The following is a 19,543-nucleotide window of genomic DNA, read 5'->3' as shown; positions in this document are numbered from 1 at the left end:
CCTGCGCTGAAATAGGGGGTGATACCTCCGGGGGAGTGCCTCCTCCTCTAGGAGGGGCGGCGGGTGGATAGCCTCGTACCCATGGACAACGAGGTTCAGCATGGGTTCGAGACCCTGGCCATCCACGCCGGGCAGGAACCCGATCCCGCCACGGGCGCGGTCGTGACGCCGATCTACCAGGTCTCCACCTATAAGCAGGACGGCATCGGCGGCCTGCGCGGCGGCTACGAGTACTCCCGGTCGGCCAACCCGACGCGTACCGCGCTGGAAGTATGCCTGGCCGGGATAGAGGGCGGCGCGCGCGGCCTGGCGTTCGCGTCGGGGCTCGCCGCCGAGGACGCGCTGCTGCGCGCCGTGTGCAGGCCCGGCGACCACGTGATCATCCCGGACGACGCCTACGGCGGCACCTACCGGCTGTTCGCGAAGGTCGCCGAGCCGTGGGGCGTCGCGTTCGACCCGGTGCCGCTGAGCGACATCGCCGCGGTGCGGGCCGCGCTCCGCCCCGAAACGAAGATCATCTGGGTGGAGACGCCGACGAACCCGCTGCTCGCCATCGCCGACATCGCGGCGCTCGCCGCCGTCGCGCACGACGGGGGCGCGCTGCTCGCCGTCGACAACACCTTCGCGTCCCCGTACCTGCAGCGGCCGCTGGAGCTCGGCGCGGACGCGGTCGTCCACTCGACCACCAAGTACATCGGCGGGCACTCCGACGTCGTCGGCGGCGCGCTCGTCGTGTCGGACCCGGCGCTCGGCGAGCGGCTCGCGTTCCACCAGAACGCGATGGGCGCCGTCGCCGGCCCGTTCGACTCCTGGCTCACCCTGCGCGGCATCAAGACGCTCGGCGTGCGGATGGACCGGCACTGCGCGAACGCCGAGCGGATCGTGGAGATGCTGGAGCGGCACCCGGCCGTCCGGCAGGTCCTCTACCCGGGGCTGCCCGGCCACCCCGGCCACGACGTCGCCGCCAAGCAGATGAAGGCGTTCGGCGGCATGGTCTCGTTCCGGATGGAGTCGGAGGAGGCCGCCGTCCGGGTGTGCGAGCGGACGAAGCTGTTCACGCTCGGCGAGTCGCTCGGCGGCGTCGAGTCGCTGATCGAGCATCCGGGCCGGATGACGCACGCCTCGGCCGCCGGCTCGCCGCTGGAAGTGCCCTCCGACCTGGTACGGCTCTCCGTCGGGATCGAGGACGTGCACGACCTGCGCCGCGATCTCGAGCAGGCGCTCGGCTGAGAATCAGCTGACCATTCCCGCCCGTACTTGATCAAAACATCTATACTCAGCGCGCCAGGTTCTTAAAGGAGGGGCCCCGGGTGCGCAAAGTACTGGTGTGTGGGGCGGCGTTCGCCGCGACGTGTGTCTCCGCCGTGGCCGTCCCGGGAGGCGCGCAGGCGCACGCCCCGGCGCCGACGCCGTCCGCGACCGTCCCGTCGGTGACGCCTACCGGAGACCCCGGCACGACCGGGCCCTCCGGCGGGCCGGAGACCGGCGCGCCGGGGTCGGAGTCGCCGTCCACGTCGTCGACGACCCTCCCCGAGAACGGGCAGGGCGTCCCGGACGGCGAGCCCGACGGCACCGTCAAGGCGCAGGCGGTCATGGTCACGCCCGAGCTGCCGAAGTTCCGCACCTACGCCTACGGGAAGGCCGCCGAGCAGAAGGTCGACGCGTACTGGCGCGCCACCGGGCCCCGGGCGGCGCCCCGGCCGGTCGTGCTGCTCCTGCACGGCGGCTACTGGCTGCAGGGCGACAAGGGCGGCGGCTGGAAGTACTTCGCGCGGCGGCTGACCGAGGAGGGGTTCGTCGTCATGTCGGCGAACTACCGGCTCGCGCCCCGGGCGCACTGGCCGGCGCAGCGCGACGACTCGATGGCCGCCCTCTCCTTCATCAAGAAGTACGCCCGGGTGTGGAACGCCGACCCGTCGCGCGTCGCCGTGATCGGCTCGTCGGCGGGCGGGCAGCTCGCGACCCAGCTCGGCACGCTCGGCACCGGCACCCGGCAGGTCCGCGGCGTGGTCGCGCTGTCGCCGCCCAACAACCCGTACCTGGCCTACCAGGACGGTGCGAAGCCCGGCGCCACCCCCAGCCAGCGCAAGCTGCGGCAGGCCGTCATCGGGCTCATGAACTGCGAGCCGGGCGTCCAGGCCGGCACGGAGACCGGGGAGGCCGGCGCCGGCGCGGACTGCTGGCCGCGGCTGGACGACGCCAGCGCCGTCACGCACGTCTCGCCGGGCGACGCGCCGATGCTGTTCATGCACGCCACCGGCGACTTCGTCCCGGTCGCCCAGAGCACCGGGCTGGCGGGCGCGCTGCGCGCGGCGGGCGTCCAGACGACGGTCAAGACCGTCGAGGGCCGTCTGCACGCCGCGCAGCTGCTGACCGACGAGAACACCTACCCGACGATCGTGAGCTGGCTCAAGAACCGCCTGAAGCCGGGCTCGGCCGAGTAGGCGGGGCGAACCGGGCCGGGGCGAACCGGCCCGGGCCCGGACGGCGGGTGAGCCGGGTCCGGGACGGGGTTCAGCCGTTCCAGACCATCAGCACGAGGATCACCAGCCACAGCAGCGCGATGACGCCGGAGATGGCGGCCAGCCGGCCGCGCTCCACCTGCGCGATCTCGCCGCCCGCGGTGGCGGCCGTCGCGGCGGCCGGGGGCTCCGCGGGCTTCTCCTCGCCGTCCGGAGCCTCACCCGCGTCGGCGCGGGCGGGCGCCGCCGCGCGCGACTCCTCGGCCGCCGCGAGCTCCAGCAGGTGCGCCGCCTTCCGCTGGTCGCGCTCGACGATCAGCAGCAGCACCAGCGCGACGATGAACAGCGTCATCGACACCGTCAGCCACACCTGCGCGAAATCGCCGTCGGCCAGCCCCAGCCCGAACAGGAAGATGCCGAGCGCGGCGAGCCCGTAGACGCGGGTGGTCCGGTTGAGGAAGCGGACCACGGCCACGTTCCGCTTCCGGATGTAGCGGGGCGTGGACATGGTCGCGGCGGTCAGCGGACCCAGCGTGAAGATCGCGAAGCCGATGTGCAGGATCAGCAGGATGCGATCGGAAGTCGACATGTGCCGACCCTAACCCCCGCCCCGCCCCGTGCGGAGGCGGGTGGAGCGGGGCCGCCGGCGACGGCGTCAGCCGCGGCGCACCCGCAGGTAGTCGCTGACGACGTACTCGCCGAGGCGGTCGGCGTCGGGCGCGAAGACCCGGCCGCCGTTGCGCTGCGCGACCTCCTCCACGAACGACACGAGCCGCCGGTCCTCGGCGAGCATGAAGAAGTTCATGCAGGCGCCGCGCCGGGTCATCTTGTCGACCTCGGCGAGGGTGAGGACGAGCGTGTCGGTGGACGGCGGGTAGTCGAACAGCGAGCGGCCGTCCGGGCGCAGGTGCGCGGTCGGCTCCCCGTCGGTGACGACGAGGACGATCGGCTCGAAGTCGGGGTGCCGGTCCAGGTGCCGTCCCGCGATCATCAGCGCGTGGTGCAGGTTGGTGCCCTGCACCATGTCCCAGTCGAGACCGGCCATCTCCTCGGGGTGCAGCACCCGCGCGTAGTTGGAGAACCCGATGATCTGGATCGCGTCCTGCGGGAACTTGCTGGTCACGAGCGTGTGCAGGGCGAGCGTGGTCTGCTTGGCGACCGCCCACGTCCCGCGCAGCACCATCGAGTACGACAGGTCGACCAGCAGGCAGACGGCCGCGCCGGTGCGCCGCTCGGTCTCGTGCACCTCGAAGTCGTCCACGCCCAGCTTCACGCCGCCGGGCCGCACGCCGCCGGGTCGCACACTCATGGGCCGCCCCGCGCCGGTGATCTCGGCGACGTCGGCCGTGGCCGGCTCCACCACCTTCGCGAGCGCCGGGCGGGTGACGAGCCCTGCGCCGCCCTCCATGGCGCTGCGGCGGATCGCGTTGCTCACCGTCCGGACGACGTCGAGGGGCTGCTCGTCGCCGAACCGCCACTCGCGGCTCGCCCCGGTCAGCTCGCCCGCCTGGCCGGCGTCCCGCTGGTCGTGGTCGCCCTGCCGGCCGGACGTGAGCCGGGAGAACACCCGGCGCAGCGCGGTCTCGCCGAGCCGCCGCACCGCCTTCGGCGTCAGCTCCAGCTTGCCCCGGTTGCGCCGCAGGTAGCCCTGGCGCTCCAGCTCCTTCTCGATGCGGCGCAGCGCGTCCAGGTCGTCGACGGCCTGCCGGCCGAGCGCCCGCCGGACGGCGTCCTCGTCGATGTCGTCGAGCCGCGCGCCGGGGTAGTCCTGGCCGAGGGCGGCCTCCAGCTCGCTCAGGTCGGCCAGCTCCGCGAGCGCGGTGGTGGCGTCGCCCACGCCGAGCGGGTCGTCGCCGGTCATCTGCTCGGGCTGCCCCCAGCCGAGGTCGGGACGGCGGGCGCGGAGCGCGTCGCCGAGCCGGGTCATCTCCATGGCGAGGCCCGCGTCCTGCATGGCCTGCTCCATCAGCCCGCCCAGCTCGGCGCGCTGCTCGGGGCTGAGCGAGGCGAGCAGCCGGTCCATCGCGGCGGCGCGCCGGGCCAGGGAGTCGACCAGCTCCTCCAGGTTCTGGGGATCGTCGGGGAACATGTCCCCGTACTGCTCCATGAACCGGTCGAAGTCGTCCTGGGTGTGCTCGCCGCGCGCGTCGCTCTCCAGCATCTGGTTCAGCGCGGCCATCATGTCCTTGACCCGCTCCATGGCGGCCGGGTCCTGGTTCTCCAGGGCCTGCTTCATGCCCTGGAACTGCGCGTCGAGGACCTCGCGGCGCAGCAGGTCCTTCAGCTGCTCGAACGTGCGGCGCGCCGCGGCGGAGCGCCAGTCGTAGTCCGACAGGCGGCGGATCGCCTGCGCGGTGTCGGACGGCAGCGTGTCCAGCTCGGCCTCGCGCAGCCGCGCCTCGTCGCCCGGGTCGGGGAACAGCTCGGCGCGCTCCTGCCCGATCGCGGTGTCGAGCAGCGCGCGGGCCTGCTCCAGGGTGCCGTCGAGGCGGCCCCGGTCGCGCAGCGCGCGGCGCCGCTCCCGCACCTGGCGGAGCATGTCGTCGAGCCCGCGCCGGTCGCGGGCGCCGGGCAGGCCGCGCCGCAGCAGCTCGCGCAGCGCGTCGTCGGGGCGGGCGCCGTCCAGCACCGCGTCGCCGACCGCGTCGAGGGCGTCGCGGACGTCGTAGGGCGGGGCGAGGGGGTCGGGCCCGTCCTCGTAGGCCCCGTAGCGATATCGGCTCATCGAAGCTCCCTTCGCGTGGAGACCTCTGGTCCGGGCATCAGGTCCGGTAGGTGGCCGTCCCGTCGGAGCGGCCCTCGGCGGCGTCCTTGGACAGCCGCCGGGAGAGGAACAGCCCTTCGAGGGCGAACTCGAGCGCGGCCGCGGCCTGGCCGGGGGACTCCCCGCTCAGCCCGAGCCGTTCCATGATCTTGGCGAGGCCGGGGACCTGGCCGATGCGGCGCAGCAGCTCGTTCGCCGGGACCAGCTCGCCCGACTCGACCCGCTCGCCGGAGTCGAACTTGTCGAGCAGCCCGGTCAGGTCGGCGGCGCCGAGCGTCCGCCGGTAGGTCTCGGCGATCGCGCGGCGGAGCAGGTGCTCCAGCACCTCCTGCTCGCGGCCCTCCTCGCTGACCTCGAACTCGACCTTGCCCATCAGCGACGGCACGACCGACGGCAGGTCGCAGACCCGCGCGACCGCGTGCTCCTCGCCGGTGAGCGCGGCGCGGCGCACCGCGCCCGCCGCGACCGTCTCGGCGCCCGCGAGCGCGAACCGCGCCGACACGCCGGACCGCGCGTCCACCGCCGTCGACTCCCGGACGAGCCTGGTGAACCGCCCGATCACCTCGATCAGGTGGTCGGGCACCTCGGCGGGCAGCCCCGCGAGGTCGGCGAAGTCGGACTCCTGCCGGATCAGCGCGAGCTCGGCGTCCAGTTCGAGGGGGTAGTGGGTGCGGATCTCGGCGCCGAAGCGGTCCTTCAGGGGGGTGATGATGCGGCCGCGGTTGGTGTAGTCCTCGGGGTTGGCGGACGCGACGAGCAGCACGTCCAGCGGCAGCCGCAGCGCGTAGCCGCGGATCTGGACGTCCCGCTCCTCCAGCACGTTCAGCAGCGAGACCTGGATGCGCTCGGCGAGGTCGGGCAGCTCGTTGATGGAGAAGACGCCCCGGTTGGTGCGCGGGACGAGCCCGAAGTGCACGGTCTCCGGGTCGCCGAGCGTGCGGCCCTCGGCCACCTTGATCGGGTCGACGTCGCCGATGAGGTCGCCGACGCTCGTGTCGGGTGTGGCGAGCTTCTCGCCGTACCGGCGGTCGCGGTGCAGCCACTCGACCGGCAGCGCGTCGCCCAGCTCGGCGGCGAGCCGCCGGCAGCGGACGCACACCGGCGCGTACGGGTGGTCGTTGATCTCGCAGCCGGCCACGACCGGGGTCCACTCGTCCAGCAGCCCGACGAGGGTGCGGATGAGCCGCGTCTTGCCCTGGCCGCGCTCGCCCAGCAGCACCAGGTCGTGCCCGGCGAGCAGGGCGCGCTCCAGGTGGGGGAGGACGGTGTCGTCGAACCCGAGGATGCCGGGGAAGCGGGGCTCGCCGGATCGCAGCCGGTCGAGCAGGTTGCGGCGGATCTCGGCCTTGACGGAGAGCTGGACGTGGCCGCTGTTGCGCAGCTCGCCCAGTGTTGATCCATGGGGCATGGATTCGCGTGGTGTGGATGGACGCACGCGACCGACACTACGTCGCGGGTGCGCGGAATCGCACCCTCCCGCCGCGGATTCGTGCGCGCCCGGAATTTCGTCCCTGCATGCCCGGCTAGCCGGTGTTTGGGTGGGATGCGCGCCGCGGGGGAGACTGGAAGTGTGAACGGGAGCCGGCGAACACGGAGTCGGCCGACACGGAGAGGGAGGCGGCGCCGATGGCGCGATTCGGTGATGGCCTGGCCCTCGGGCCCGATCTGTCCAGTGCCGCCGCGTCGGCGGTCGAGCAGGCGCTCGCCCCGCTCAGCGCGGCGCCGGACCTGGTGTGCGTCTTCGTGACCGGCGACGACGCGGACGAGATCGAGGCGGCGGCCGCGGCCGCGGAGCGGGCGGCGGGGCCGGCGATGCTGCTCGGCTGCAGCGCGTCCGGCGTGATCGGCGCCGGGCGCGGGGTGGAGGAGCGCGGCGCGGTCAGCGCGTGGGCGGCGGTGCTGCCGGGCGCGCGGCTCGACGCGTTCCGGCTGGAGACCCTCAAGGCCGACGACCGCCTCGTCGTGGTCGGGATGCCGGAGGGGCAGGACGACGACGTGGTCGGCGTGCTGCTGGCCGATCCGTACAGCTTCCCCGTGGACGCGTTCGTGGAGCGCTCGGACGAGGCGCTGCCCGGTCTGCCGCTCGTCGGCGGGCTCGCCGAGGGCGGCGGCCCCGGCGGCGGGCTCGGCGAGAGCGCGCTCGGCGAGGGCGGGCACGGTGAGGCGCGGCTGTTCGTCGGCGGCGAGATCTACCGGGACGGCGCGGTCGGCGTCGTGATCGGCGGGTCCGTGGCCGCCGCGACGGTCGTCAGCCAGGGCGCCCGCCCGATCGGCCCCGACATGGTGGTGACGAAGGCCGAGGAGAACGTCCTGTACGAGCTGGCGGGCGTCCCTGCGCTGGAGAAGCTGGAGCAGATCGTGGTCGGGCTGCCGGAGGAGGAGCAGGAGCTGGCCGGGCGCGGGCTGCTGATCGGCGTCGCGATGGACGAGTACGCCGACGAGCACGAGCACGGCGACTTCCTCGTCCGCGGGGTGGTGGGCGCCGACACCGACAGCGGCGCCATCGCGATCGGCGACGTCGTCGACGTGGGCCGCACCGTCCGGTTCCAGGTCCGGGACGCGGGCGCCGCCGAGGAGGACCTCGCCGCGCTGCTCGAACGGTTCGACCTGGCGCCCGTCGAGGGCGCGCTGCTGTTCTCCTGCAACGGGCGCGGGCAGGCGATGTTCCCCGACTCCGACCACGACGCGAAGGTCCTCGACCGCGCGTTCGGCCCGGCCGGGGTGGGCGGGTTCTTCGCCGCCGGCGAGATCGGCCCGGTCTCGGGCCGCAACCACGTGCACGGGTTCACCGCGTCCATCCTCGCCTTCGGCCGGGCGGGGGACCCCGTTTGAGCGCGCGGAGCGTCCTCGCCGTGGACATCGGCGGGACGAAGCTCGCCGCCGCCCTCGTCGAACCCGGCGGGCGCGTCGCCGCCCACGAGCGCGCGCCCACCCCGAACGGGCCGGGCGTGGACGGCGAGGAGCTGTGGCGGGCCCTGGACGCGCTGCTCGCCAAGCTCGTCGCCGGCGCCGGCGACCCGCCGCTCGCGGGCGTCGGCGTCGGCTGCGGCGGGCCGATGACGTGGCCCGCCGCCGAGGTGTCCCCGCTGAACATCCCGGCGTGGCGGGGCTTCCCGCTGCGCGAGCGGCTCCGCGCCCGCCATCCGGGGCTGCCCGTCCGCATCCACAACGACGCGATCTGCGTGGCGGTCGGGGAGCACTGGCTCGGCGCCGGACGCGGGCACGACAACGTCCTCGGCATGGTGGTGTCCACGGGCGTCGGCGGCGGGCTGGTCCTCGGCGGCCGCCTCGTCGACGGCGCCAGCGGCAACGCCGGGCACATCGGGCACGTCGTCGTCGACCCCGGCGGGCCGCCGTGCGCCTGCGGCGGGCGCGGCTGCCTGGAGGCCATCGCGCGCGGCCCGGGGCTGGTCGCGTGGGCGCGCGAGCAGGGCTGGCGGCCCGGCGGCACCGACGTCACCGGGGTCGAGCTGGCCGCCGACGCGCGCCGCGGCGACCCGGTCGCCGGGTCGGCGATGCGGCGCGCCGGACGCGCCATCGGCATCGCGATCGCGTCCGCGACGCACCTGTGCGACCTGGAGGTCGTCGCGATCGGCGGCGGCCTGTCCCAGGCGGGCGCGCTGCTCTTCGACCCGATGGAGGAGGCGTTCCGCGCGCACGCCCGGATGGACTTCGCCCGCCGCGCCCGGATCGTCCCCGCGGCGCTCGGGCAGGCCGCCGGGCTCGTCGGCGCCGCCGCCCTCGTCTTCGCCCAAGATCGCTACTGGGGTGCAGACTGAGCGTATGACCACCGTCAGCGTCGACGACGTCCGGGCTGCGCAAGACCTGCTCAGCACGGTCGCCGTGCCCACCCCCCTCCTCCCCTCCCGGGTGCTGTCCGAGCAGATCGGCGGGCCCGTCCTGCTGAAATGCGAGAACCTGCAGCGCACCGGCTCCTTCAAGATCCGCGGTGCGTACGTGCGGATCGCCCGGCTGAGCGAGGCAGAGCGCGCCGGCGGCGTCGTCGCGGCCAGCGCCGGCAACCACGCGCAGGGCGTCGCGCTCGCCGCCGCCATGCTCGGCTGCAAGGCCACGGTGTTCATGCCGGTCGGCGCCCCGCTCCCCAAGATCGCCGCGACGCGGGGCTACGGCGCCGAGGTCGTGTTCCCCGGCCCGACCGTCGACGACTGCCTCATCGCCGCGCAGGAGCACGCCGACGCGTGCGGCGCCGTGTTCATCCACCCGTTCGACCATCCCGACGTCGTCGCAGGGCAGGGCACGATCGGGCTGGAGATCCTGGAGCAGTGCCCGGACGTCCGGACGATCGTGGCGCCGGTCGGCGGCGGCGGCCTGCTGTCCGGCATCGCGGCCGCCGCGAAGGGCGCCGCGAAGGAGGCCGGCGGCGGGGAGATCAAGCTGCTGGGCGCGCAGGCGAAGCGCGCGGCGGCGTTCCCGCCCTCGCTCGCGGCCGGACGGCCCGTCCAGATCGAGATAGAGCCGACCATGGCGGACGGAATCGCCGTCGGCCGTCCCGGCGACCTCACCTACGGCATGTTCACCGAACTCGTGGACGCCGTCGTGACCGTGACCGAGGAGTCCATCTCGCAGGCGCTGCTGCTCTGCCTCGAACGCGCCAAGCAGGTCGTCGAGCCCGCCGGCGCGGCCGGCGTCGCGGCGATGCTGGAGCACGCGTACGCGGTGGAGCCGCCCGTGGTGGTGCTGCTGTCGGGCGGCAACATCGACCCGCTGCTGCTGTCGAAGGTGCTGCGGCACGGCCTCGCGGGCACCGGACGGTACCTCGTCGTCCGCTGCCGCCTGAAGGACCGTCCCGGCGCGCTCGTGACCCTGCTGAGCGAACTCGCCGGGCTGGGCGTCAACGTCCTGGACGTGATGCACGAGCGCGTCGCGGCCCGCCTGCACGTCGAGGAGGCGGAGGTCCTCATGCACCTGGAGACGCGAGGGGCCGACCACTCCGAAGACGTGATCGGCCGCCTGCGCGAGAAGGGCTACACGCTCACCCTGAGCTGACCCGGCCTTGAACCGGCTAGAGGGCGGGCTTGCCCTCGGAGTACAGCCACGCCTTGGCCCAGGCGTCCAGGTTCTCGTGGGAGAGGCGCTCGGCGAAGCGGACGAAGTCCGCCGTCGAGGCGTTGCCGTACCGGTGCGCGGCCGGCCACGCCTTCAGCAGCCGGGAGAAGTCCTCGTCGCCGATGGCCGTGCGCAGGACGTGCACGGCCATCGCGCCGCGGTCGTACACCAGCCCGTCGAAGATGTGGTCGCGGCCCGGGTCGGCGACCTTGCCCTTCCACAGGCCGTCGCCCGCCGGGGTCGCGTACACGTCGTCGAAGCTCTTCTGGACGGGCGTGCCGCTCGTGTGCTCGGCCCACAGCCATTCGGAGTACGTCGCGAAGCCCTCGTTCAGCCAGATGTCGGCCCACTTCGCGGGGGACACCGCGTCCCCGAACCACTGGTGGCCCAGCTCGTGCGCGAGGAGGCCGCCGTTCGGGATGCTGCCCGGCCGGCGTCCGAGGTCGTACACGGGGCGGCCCTGCGTCTCCAGCGCGTAGCCGACGCCCGCCTTGACCACGATCCCGCCCGTCGAGGTGAACGGGTAGCGCCCGTAGATCCCGTTCTGGAAGTCGGTGACCTCGGCGGTCTGGTCGTGGAACTTCTGCGCGTCGTCCGGCTTGATGGCCATCGCCTGGTCGGTGGCGGTCAGGTTGGGGATGCCCGCCTTCGTCCGCCCGGTGCGGACGTCGTACTTGCCGATCGCGAGCATGGCGAGCTCGCTGGCCATCGGGTTGCGGACGTCCCATCGCGTCGTCGTCCAGCCGCCCTTGGTCCGCGTCGCGCGCAGGTCGCCGTTGGCGAGCGTGGTGAGGCCCTTGGGCGCCGACAGGGTGAACGTGTACGTCGCCTTGTCGGTCGGGTGGTCGTTCACCGGGTAGACGGTGGCGGCGCCGAACGGCTGATTGAGCATCACCGCGCCGTCCGCCGTCGGGATCCAGCCGGACGTGCCCAGCGTCGCGTCGTCGATCGTCTGCGGGACGCCCGAGTACGCGACCGTCACGGTGAAGTGCCGGTTCTTGCGCAGCCCCTTGCGCGGCGTGATGACGAGCTCCTGCGCGCCGGTCCGCTCGAAGGACGCCCGGCGCCCGTCCACCCGCAGCGAGGAGATCTTCAGCGGCCCGAGGAAGTCCAGGTCGAACCGGGACAGGTCCTGCGTCGCCGTCGCCTTGATCTTGGTGACGGCCTGGATCGCCTTGGTGGCGGGGTCGTACTTCAGGCCGATGTCGTAGTGGGCGACGTCGTAGCCGCCGTTCCCCATGTCGGGGAAGTAGGGGTCGCCCGCGCCGGGCGCGCCCGGGGTGAACCGCGCGGCGGCCGCGCCCGCGGGCGCGGCGGTCACCGCGAGGCTCGCGGCGACGCCCAGCGACACGGCGGCCAGGGCTCGTGGAGTTCTGCTCATCGACCTCGTCCTCGCTACCTCGGTAAGCCGTCACAACCGTGATCAAGACTTTCCTGCGGAGCGGGCCGGGGCAAGCGCGATTCGGTATCGAAATGGCTGGGCGGCGGTGTTCTTCCGGTACTGGTCACACCGCCCGCACGGTCACTTGGCGGGACGGCCCCTCTGGTACAGCCAGTCGTCGAAGAATGCGTCGAGCTTCTTGCCCGACACCCTGTTCGCCACAGCGATGAACTGCTCGGTGGTCCCGCTGGAGTGCGCGCGCTCCTTCGTCCACGTCTGGAGGATCTTGTAGAAGACGGCCTCGCCGACCCGGCCGCGCAGCGCGACCAGCGCCATGCCGCCCCGGTCGTACACCGAGCGGCCGAACATCTGCTTGCGTCCCGGGTTGCCGGGCGGGACGTTCCACAGCTCGTTCGCGCCGAGGCCCCCGTACGTCTCGTCGAAGTGCTGCTTGACGGTCTGGCCGCCGGTCTTCTCGTCCCACAGCCACTCGGCGTAGGTGGCGAAGCCCTCGTTCAGCCAGATGTCCTGCCAGCGGGTGACGCTCACGCTGTCGCCGAACCACTGGTGCGCCAGCTCGTGCGCGACGATCGTCGGCTGGAGGCCGAACGCCCCGTACACCGGGCGGGTCTGCGCCTCCAGCGCGAAGCCGACGTCGGCGTTGTCGATCAGCCCGCCGGTGGAGGAGAACGGGTAGGGGCCGAACAGCTTCGACCACTCCTCGGTGACGTCGGCGTTCAGCTTGTGGAACTGGTCGAGGCTCACGCCGGACACCGACGGGTCGACCGCGGTGATGACCGGGATCCCGCTCGGCGTCTTGCCCGTCGCCACCCCGAACCGGCCGACGTCGACGGTCGCGAGGTAGGTGGCCATCGGGTTCTTGACCCGCCACTTCGTCGTCGCCATGCCGCGCCGGGCGACCGGGACGACGCCGGGGCCCTCCGTGGTCGGGGCCCCGGTCGGCGGCCCGCCGGGCAGGCCGGGCGTCCCGCCCGTCCCCTCAGGCGGCGTGTCCGGCTCGCCGTTGGCGATCGCCGTCAGCCCCTGCGGGACCGTGATCTCGAAGTCGAACGTGGCCTTGTCGCTCGGGTGGTCGTTGCTCGGGAACCAGGTGTGCGCGCCGCTCGGCTGGCAGGCCACGAACACCCCGTCGGGGGTGCGGATCCAGCCGTACTTGCCGAGCACCGGGTCCGACACCGGCTTCGGCGTCCCCGAGTACTGGACGACCGTGGTGAACTTCGCGCCCTTGCTCAGGGTCTTGGCCGGGGTGACCTCCAGCTCGCTGCCCGCGCGCTGCTGCCGCGCCTGCGCGCCGTCCACCTCGATGGAGGAGACGTCCAGGCCGGTCAGGTCGAGGTTGAAGCGGGCGAGGCGCTCGGTCGCGGTCGCGGTGATCGTCGCGGTGCCGTCGAGCTGGTTCTGCCCGTTCGGGTCGATGGTGAGCTTCAGCCCGTAGTGCTGGACGTCGTAGCCGCCGTTGCCGTCGCCCGGCACGTAGTCGTCGCCCGCCGTGGTCGGGCCCGCCGGCCCGGTCGCGGCGCCCTTCGACGATCCGCCGGGCCCGCCCGGGTCGTCGCCGAGGGGCGACTGGCAGGCGGCGGCCAGCGATCCCGCGACGGCGAGGGCGGCCAGTCCCGCGGCTCCGCGGACGGCCCGAGACCCGTGAAGGCGGGGACTGGGGGACTTTCCGGCCATATGCACCCGCCCAGCCTGCCCGTACCGGTACCCGCCGGGCAACTCGGATGGCCGCGAGGGCCCCTGTCACGCGTACGCGTCAGCGGTACTCGCTCACGCCGCTGTACTTGCTCACGTCACCGGAAATCGTACGGGTTCGGCAGGTGGGGTCCGGCCTTGACGACGACGGTGTGCGCCACCTTGCAGTGGAGGGCCTGCTTGCGGGAGTCGAACAGGATCCACAGGACGTCGATGAAACCGATGCAGCCGCAGATGCCGCCGAGCACGCTGTAGAACGCCGAACGTCCCAGCGCCTGCCCGTTGGTGATCGCCTGGCCGTCGACGTCCCGGACGACGCGGATCCGCAGCAGCATCTTGCCGAGCGTCTGCCCCCACTTGGCGTGCATCAGCCAGAAGTAGAGGAACGCGACGACGACGCTGATGGCGTTCGTCCCGACCTGGGCGCCGTTGTACACCGACGCGCCGGGCTCCGGATCGACGACGCGGTCCCAGTTGATGAACGGGATCGAGATGAGGCCCGCCACGATCCCGATGAGGATGAGGTCGAGGATCCCGGCGGCCAGGCGCGCCCACCGGCTCGCCAGCTCCCCGGACGGAGCGCCGTAGCCGGCCCCGCCGTGCCCCGGCACGCCCCCGTATCCGGGCTGGCCCCCGTAGGGCTGCTGCCCTCCGTAAGGCTGCTGGCCGCCGTAGGGCTGCTGCTCTCCGTAAGGCGGCTGGCCGCCGTAAGGCTGCTGGCCCCCGGGGGGCTGGTCGCCGTAGGGCGGTCGCCCTCCTTGGGGCTGCTGGTCGCCGTACCGCGGCAGGCCGCCGTACGGTTGCCCTTCGTAGGGTCCCGGCCGTCCGGGCTCCTGCCCGTGCGGCCGGTTCTCCTCCGGCCCTCCCCCGGACGCGGGGTCTCTCGGCGGTTGCGTCATGCCGACAGCGTGGCCACGCCACCGCCGTCCAAACATCGCCGCGTCCGGGATCGTCCGGAATGCAGGCCCCCGCTCGATCGGACGTCGCGTGCCCGGTCACTTCTGGACGGGGCCGCCCGCGTGCTCGGAGCCGGGAGGCCGCGCGTACGGGTTCGGCGTCCACGGGGTCGCCTTCATCACCACCGTGCCGGCGGCCTTGTCGTGCAGCGCCTGGCGCCGCTCGTCCCACAGGATCCAGGCGTTGTCGAGCAGCCCGACGATCCCGAGCAGCGCCCCGCCCGCGGCGAGGAAGTTGAGCAGGACCGTCACGAGGGCGATGGCGTAGACGACCGCCTCCCTGACGGCCGACTGCCCCCACGTCACCGCGGACCAGTCCGCCGCCTTCACCACCCGGATGCTGAACGCCTTCTTGCCGAGCGTCTGGCCCCACTTGGCGTGCGCGACGGTGAAGTAGCCGAAGCCCAGGATGAAGACGACCAGGTACCCGGCCAGCAGCACCGGGATGTTGTACATGTCCAGCGGGTCGGTGATCGGCTCACCGGACTCCACGGACTCCGTCAGCTTGTCCCAGCGGATGGAGACCAGCGCCGCCGGGACGGCCACGATGCTGAGGAGGACGCTGTCCAGGATGCCGGCGCCGAGGCGGGCGAGGCGTCCGGCCAGCGCGTCCTGCGGGCCGCCGGGGGCGCCGTAGCCGGGCAGGGGCGGCGCCTGCGGAAGCGGCGGGCCGTAGCCCGGCTGGGCGTATCCGGGCTGGGCGTACTGGGGCTGCGGGGGGCCGGGCGGGCCGTAGCCGGCCGCCGGGGGAGGCGGGGCCGAGCCGGGCTGGGCGCCGTACGTGCCCTGGTAGGGCGGCGGACGGTCGGGTGAGGCGGGGGCCTCGGCGGCGGGCGCTTCCGGGGCCGGGGCCTTCTCGGCGGAAGGTTCCCCGGCGGCGGGCCGGGGGTCGGGGGCCTGCCAGTCGCCGTCCGAGGGCGGGGGGTTCTGCGGCGGTTCGCTCATGCCCCCACAGTGTGCCCGCTACCGGCCACGATTCGGTCACCGGGAAGGGGCCCGGTCCCGGACGCGGGCCGCGTCCGGGGCCGGGCCCCCTCGGGTCGGGCGCGGCTCACAGGTTGCCGCGGCGCTCCTGCTCCCGCTCGATCGCCTCGAACAGGGCCTTGAAGTTGCCCTTGCCGAAGCCGAGCGAGCCGTGCCGCTCGATCAGCTCGAAGAACACCGTCGGACGGTCCTGGACGGGCTTGGTGAAGATCTGCAGCAGGTAGCCGTCCTCGTCCCGGTCGACGAGGATCCGGCGCTTCTGCAGCTCCTCGATCGGGACCCGCACCTCGCCGATGCGCTCGCGCAGCTCGGCGTCCCGGTAGTAGGAGTCGGGGCTGTCCAGGAACTCCACGCCCGCGGCGCGCATCCGGTCGACCGACGCCAGGATGTCGTTCGTGGCGAGCGCGATGTGCTGCACGCCCGGCCCGCCGTAGAACTCCAGGTACTCGTCGATCTGCGACTTGCGCCTGCTCTCCGCGGGCTCGTTCAGCGGGAACTTCACCTTGCGGGAGCCGTCCGCGACGACCTTGGACATCAGCGCCGAGTACTCGGTCGCGATGTCGTCGCCGATGAACTCCGCCATGTCGGTGAAGCCCATGACCCGGTGGTAGAACTCGGCCCATTCGTCCATGCGCTCGACGTTGCCGACGCAGTGGTCGATGGCCTGGAAGAACCTCTTCTCCGGCGGCTCCGCGACCGGGTCGGCGGGCGCGAACCCCGGCAGGTAGGGGCCCGTGTAGTTGGAGCGGTCGACGAGCGAGTGCCGCGTCTCGCCGTAGGCGGCGATCGCCGCGACCGTCGCCTTGCCGTGCTCGTCCTCCAGGACGTGCGGCTCCTCCAGTCCCGTGGCGCCCTTCGCGAGCGCGTGCCGGTAGGCGTGCTCCACGTCCGGGACCTCGATCGCGAGGTCGACGACCCCGTCGCCGTGCTCGGCGATGTGCCGGCCGATCTCCGTGCCCGCCTTCACCGGGCCGCGGAACACGAACCGGGCGCTACCGGACTCCAGCACGTGCACCGCCTCGTCGGGGCTGCCGTTCTCCGGGCCCCGGTAGGCGACCCTGCGCATCCCGAACGCGGTCGAGTAGTAGTGGGCGGCCTGCTTGGCGTTGCCGACGGCGAAGACGACGGCGTCCATCCCCTTGACCGGAAACTCATCCATGCCACCTAATGTCGGCATACGGCTACAAGGTGCGCAAGAGTGGCTCGAATCACTGGGCAATCTGTACAGTGCACTCTGGTGCCGACCGGTATCTCTGTACATCCTGACCACGATCCCGGGAGGCCCCGTGGCGATCGACGAACTGGACGCCCGGCTCATCGAGGTGTTCACCGCCGAACCGCGCGTCGGCGTTCTGGAGGCGTCCCGGCGGCTCGGCGTCGCGCGCGGCACCGTCCAGGCGCGGCTCGACCGGCTCGCCCGCGACGGCGTCATCGCGGGCCACGGCCCGGAGATCGACGCGGCGGCCCTCGGCTACGGCGTGACCGCGTTCGTCACCCTGCAACTGCGGCAGGCCGGCGGGCACGACCCGATCGCCGCGCGGCTCGCGCAGGTCCCCGAGGTGATCGAGGCGCACACCATCACCGGCCCCGGCGACATGCTGTGCCGGATCGTCGCGCGCAGCAACACCGACCTGCAGCGCGTCATCGACGTGATCGTGGACGTGGCGGGCGTGGAGCGCGCCTCCTCGGTGATCTCCCTCGCCACCCAGATCCCCTACCGGACCCTCCCGCTGGTGCGCGCCGCCGCCCGGTGACGCGAAAAACCGCCGGACGGGACCTCCCGTCCGGCGGCTTCCGCGTTCGTCTCGCCGAGCGGCTACGCGGCCCCGTAGGGGGTGGCGTCGATGATCTCCACCGTCATGGAGCGGCCGTTGGGGAGGTTGTACGTGGCCTTCTCGCCGACCTTCTTGCCGTCGATCGCGGCGCCGAGGGGCGACTTGGGCGAGTACACGTCGATGGGGGCGCCGACCTCCTCGCGGGACGCGAGCAGGAAGGTGACCTCCTCGTCGTCCCCCTCGAAGGAGACCGTGACGGTCATGCCCGGCCCGACGACGCCCTCCGTCCGCGGCGCCTCGCCGACGCGCGCGTTCTCCAGAATGGCCTGGAGTTGCAGGATGCGGCCCTCGATCTTGCCCTGCTCCTCCTTGGCCGCGTGGTAGCCGCCGTTCTCGCGCAGGTCGCCCTCCTCCCGCGCCGCCTCGATCTTCTGAGCGATCTCGATGCGGCCCGGGCCCGACAAATGGTCCAGCTCAGCCTTGAGCCGGTCGTACGCCTCCTGGGTGAGCCAGGTGACGTTGTCAGCGCGGGTCTCGGTCACGGGTACTCCTCATCCACATGTTGCGATCCTCACCCGCCCACGCGGGTGGGTGTCACATCGACATGAAGTGCGGCGGGTGAAACCTCTAGCCTATCCGGTGGTTGCGGGTAAAGGTTCCCTGAACACGGGGTCCGCAATCCGCCAATCGCGGTTCGGCGTTCACCGTCCGTACCGTCCGCCCGGACGGCTCACACCTTGCGGCAGTCGTGGATCCGGGCCCCGGTGGCCCGCCGCGGCGTCGTCAGCGTCTCGGTCCCCTTCACGCCGGACTTCCCGGCGGGCGCGGAGACCTCCTTCTTCGCCAGGACGGCGAAATCGGTGTCGTAGGCGTCGACCGTGCAGCGGACCTCGTCGCCGGTGCTCTTGGCCACCGTGTAGTTGATCACCACCGAGCCGTCGGTGATGTCGTAGGAGACGGTCTGCGGGACGATGCCCGGAGTCTGCCCCGCGTGCGCGGCGAGAATCCCGATGCCGGTCGCCATCAGCGCCGCGAGGAGCCCGGCGACCACCATCCCGAGCCGTCCGCGCCGGGGCTCGGCGGGCGCCGCTGTCTTCGACACACTGGTCGTCATGGCGGGGAATCTCCGTGCGGTGTGCGGACGTTGTCAGGGACAATTCTCGTCTGTGCCGGCGCGTGCCTCGAACCGGGGGGCGCCACGAGAGTCCCGAGAGGAAGATCCGTGTCCGAGGTCATCGACGGTACGACGCTCGACCTGCCGTGCGGCGGCGGCGCCGGGCCGCTGCGGCTCATGGCGGTGCACGCCCATCCCGACGACGAGTCCAGCAAGGGCGCGGCCACGATGGCGAAGTACGTCGCCGACGGCGTGGAGGTCCTCGTCGTCACCTGCACGGGCGGGGAGCGCGGCGACATCCTGAACCCCGCGATGGACCGGCCGGAGATCAAGGCCGACATCGGCAAGGTCCGCGAGGCGGAGATGGCGCGGGCCCGCGAGATCCTCGGCGTCCGGCAGCGCTGGCTCGGCTTCGTCGACTCGGGCTTCCCCGAAGGGGACCCGCTGCCGCCGCTGCCGGAGGGCTGCTTCGCGCTGGAGCCGCTGGAGACCGCGTCCGAGCCGCTGGTGCGCGCCGTCCGCGACTTCCGCCCGCACGTGATGCTCACCTACGACGAGAAGGGCGGCTACCCCCACCCCGACCACGTGAAGTGCCACGAGGTGTCGGTGGAGGCGTTCGAGGCCGCGGGCGACCCGGAGCGCTACCCGGACGCGGGCGAGCCCTGGCAGCCGCTCAAGCTCTACTACCACATGACCTTCACCAAGGACCGCATCCTCGCCCTCCACACGGCGATGGAGAACGCGGGCCTGGAGTCGCCCTACGGCGACTGGATGAAGCGCTTCGACGAGGAGAGCGGCCCGCGCGCGAAGTGGGAGGTGACCACGCGCGTCCCGTGCGGCGACCACTTCGAGACCCGCGACCGCGCCCTCATCGCCCACGCCACCCAGATCGACCCCAACGGGTTCTGGTTCGTCGTCCCGCTGGACGTCCAGCGCGAGGCATGGCCGACCGAGGACTACCATTTGGCCAGGTCCCTCGTCGACACCGAGGTGCCGGAGAACGACTTGTTCGCCGGTATCCGGGAGAAGGTGTGTCTGTAATGCCGCCCCTCATCGCCATGCCGCTCAACGACACCACGGTCAGCCCCGGCCTCCTCGGCTTCGCGGTCTTCGTCGCCCTCGCCGTCGCGACGGTCTTCCTCATCCGCTCGATGGGCAAGCAGATGAAGAAGATCCAGGCGCCCAGCGAGCAGGACCTGAAGCAGCGGGAGTGGGAACGCGCCCAGGAGGCCAGGGGCGCCGCGGCGGCGGCCAAGCCGGCCGAGGACGCCTGACGGGCCGGCGGCGGGGCCGGCCGGTTCGATCGGGGCGCGGCCGGGGAGGACCC

18 protein-coding genes are annotated in these 19,543 nt (G+C 72.9%); 8 read left to right on the top strand and 10 right to left on the bottom strand.

Annotation, left to right across the window (positions count from 1 at the left end; genetic code table 11):
- Positions 1 to 81: 81 nt before the first annotated feature.
- Entirely contained in the window at positions 82 to 1,230 is a 1,149-nt protein-coding gene (locus ACA511_RS32010; protein ID WP_375028399.1) for a cystathionine gamma-synthase, read from the top strand.
- Between the two features lie 80 nt (positions 1,231 to 1,310).
- A complete protein-coding gene (locus ACA511_RS32005) occupies positions 1,311 to 2,444 on the top strand; it encodes an alpha/beta hydrolase (RefSeq protein WP_375028398.1) in 1,134 nt (377 codons plus the stop codon).
- A 70-nt stretch (positions 2,445 to 2,514) separates the two neighbouring features.
- On the opposite strand, the gene ACA511_RS32000 is transcribed toward ACA511_RS32005, so the two are convergent.
- The 3 genes from ACA511_RS32000 to ACA511_RS31990 form a co-directional block, all read right to left on the bottom strand.
- Positions 2,515 to 3,051 carry a hypothetical protein gene (locus ACA511_RS32000; RefSeq protein WP_375028397.1) on the bottom strand — a complete coding sequence of 179 codons (537 nt, stop codon included), beginning with the start codon at positions 3,049 to 3,051 and terminating at the stop codon, positions 2,515 to 2,517.
- Between the two features lie 66 nt (positions 3,052 to 3,117).
- Positions 3,118 to 5,187, bottom strand: coding sequence for a VWA domain-containing protein (locus ACA511_RS31995; RefSeq protein WP_375028396.1), 2,070 nt, complete (start codon positions 5,185 to 5,187; stop codon positions 3,118 to 3,120).
- Positions 5,188 to 5,224: 37 nt separating this feature from the next.
- Entirely contained in the window at positions 5,225 to 6,634 is a 1,410-nt protein-coding gene (locus ACA511_RS31990) for a sigma 54-interacting transcriptional regulator (RefSeq protein WP_375028395.1), read from the bottom strand.
- 218 nt (positions 6,635 to 6,852) lie between these two features.
- Between ACA511_RS31990 and ACA511_RS31985 the strand changes: the two genes are divergently transcribed.
- From ACA511_RS31985 to ilvA, 3 genes are read left to right on the top strand one after another with little or no spacing between them, the layout of a single operon-like run.
- The gene (locus tag ACA511_RS31985) at positions 6,853 to 8,058 is read left to right on the top strand and encodes an FIST N-terminal domain-containing protein (protein ID WP_375028394.1); all 1,206 of its coding nucleotides are present in this window, start codon (positions 6,853 to 6,855) and stop codon (positions 8,056 to 8,058) included.
- Entirely contained in the window at positions 8,055 to 9,005 is a 951-nt protein-coding gene (locus ACA511_RS31980) for an ROK family protein (protein WP_375028393.1), read from the top strand. Before ACA511_RS31985 ends, ACA511_RS31980 begins: the two co-directional genes overlap by 4 nt.
- Positions 9,006 to 9,009: 4 nt before the next feature.
- On the top strand, positions 9,010 to 10,233 hold the full coding sequence (ilvA, locus tag ACA511_RS31975; protein WP_375028392.1) for a threonine ammonia-lyase: 1,224 nt from the start codon (positions 9,010 to 9,012) through the stop codon (positions 10,231 to 10,233).
- A 16-nt stretch (positions 10,234 to 10,249) separates the two neighbouring features.
- Here ilvA and ACA511_RS31970 read toward each other — a convergent pair whose 3' ends face one another.
- The 5 genes from ACA511_RS31970 to hppD all read right to left on the bottom strand — a co-directional run bounded on the left by ACA511_RS31970 (position 10,250) and on the right by hppD (position 16,486).
- Positions 10,250 to 11,674 carry a M1 family metallopeptidase gene (locus ACA511_RS31970; RefSeq protein ID WP_375028391.1) on the bottom strand — a complete coding sequence of 475 codons (1,425 nt, stop codon included), beginning with the start codon at positions 11,672 to 11,674 and terminating at the stop codon, positions 10,250 to 10,252.
- Between the two features lie 141 nt (positions 11,675 to 11,815).
- A complete protein-coding gene (locus ACA511_RS31965; RefSeq protein ID WP_375028423.1) occupies positions 11,816 to 13,369 on the bottom strand; it encodes a M1 family metallopeptidase in 1,554 nt (517 codons plus the stop codon).
- Between the two features lie 116 nt (positions 13,370 to 13,485).
- Positions 13,486 to 14,286, bottom strand: a complete 801-nt coding sequence (locus tag ACA511_RS31960) for an RDD family protein (protein WP_375028390.1) — start codon at positions 14,284 to 14,286, stop codon at positions 13,486 to 13,488.
- 96 nt (positions 14,287 to 14,382) lie between these two features.
- Positions 14,383 to 15,288: an RDD family protein gene (locus tag ACA511_RS31955; protein WP_375028389.1), complete on the bottom strand. Its 906-nt coding sequence runs from the start codon at positions 15,286 to 15,288 to the stop codon at positions 14,383 to 14,385.
- Positions 15,289 to 15,394: 106 nt separating this feature from the next.
- Positions 15,395 to 16,486 carry a 4-hydroxyphenylpyruvate dioxygenase gene (gene hppD / locus ACA511_RS31950; RefSeq protein WP_375028388.1) on the bottom strand — a complete coding sequence of 364 codons (1,092 nt, stop codon included), beginning with the start codon at positions 16,484 to 16,486 and terminating at the stop codon, positions 15,395 to 15,397.
- Positions 16,487 to 16,613: 127 nt separating this feature from the next.
- On the opposite strand from hppD, the gene ACA511_RS31945 reads away from it, so the two are divergent.
- Positions 16,614 to 17,081, top strand: a complete 468-nt coding sequence (locus ACA511_RS31945) for an Lrp/AsnC family transcriptional regulator (protein WP_375028387.1) — start codon at positions 16,614 to 16,616, stop codon at positions 17,079 to 17,081.
- A 62-nt stretch (positions 17,082 to 17,143) separates the two neighbouring features.
- On the opposite strand, the gene greA is transcribed toward ACA511_RS31945, so the two are convergent.
- Both greA and ACA511_RS31935 read right to left on the bottom strand, forming a co-directional pair.
- Entirely contained in the window at positions 17,144 to 17,644 is a 501-nt protein-coding gene (greA, locus tag ACA511_RS31940; RefSeq protein ID WP_375028386.1) for a transcription elongation factor GreA, read from the bottom strand.
- 188 nt (positions 17,645 to 17,832) lie between these two features.
- The gene (locus tag ACA511_RS31935) at positions 17,833 to 18,216 is read right to left on the bottom strand and encodes a DUF4307 domain-containing protein (protein ID WP_375028385.1); all 384 of its coding nucleotides are present in this window, start codon (positions 18,214 to 18,216) and stop codon (positions 17,833 to 17,835) included.
- A gap of 177 nt (positions 18,217 to 18,393) precedes the next feature.
- Here ACA511_RS31935 and mca point away from each other — a divergent pair, with 177 nt between their 5' ends.
- Together mca and ACA511_RS31925 are read left to right on the top strand one after the other, a co-directional pair.
- The gene (gene mca, locus ACA511_RS31930; RefSeq protein ID WP_375028422.1) at positions 18,394 to 19,257 is read left to right on the top strand and encodes a mycothiol conjugate amidase Mca; all 864 of its coding nucleotides are present in this window, start codon (positions 18,394 to 18,396) and stop codon (positions 19,255 to 19,257) included.
- Positions 19,257 to 19,490 (top strand): hypothetical protein, encoded by a 234-nt coding sequence (locus ACA511_RS31925; protein WP_375028384.1) that lies wholly within the window; start codon positions 19,257 to 19,259, stop codon positions 19,488 to 19,490. The genes mca and ACA511_RS31925 overlap by 1 nt, the downstream gene beginning before the upstream one ends.
- The last annotated feature ends 53 nt before the right edge of the window (positions 19,491 to 19,543 follow it).

This window comes from Actinomadura sp. GTD37, from assembly GCF_041951365.1.
In the GTDB taxonomy this organism is placed as follows: domain Bacteria; phylum Actinomycetota; class Actinomycetes; order Streptosporangiales; family Streptosporangiaceae; genus Spirillospora.
This window is presented reverse-complemented; position numbering and strand designations above follow the sequence as displayed.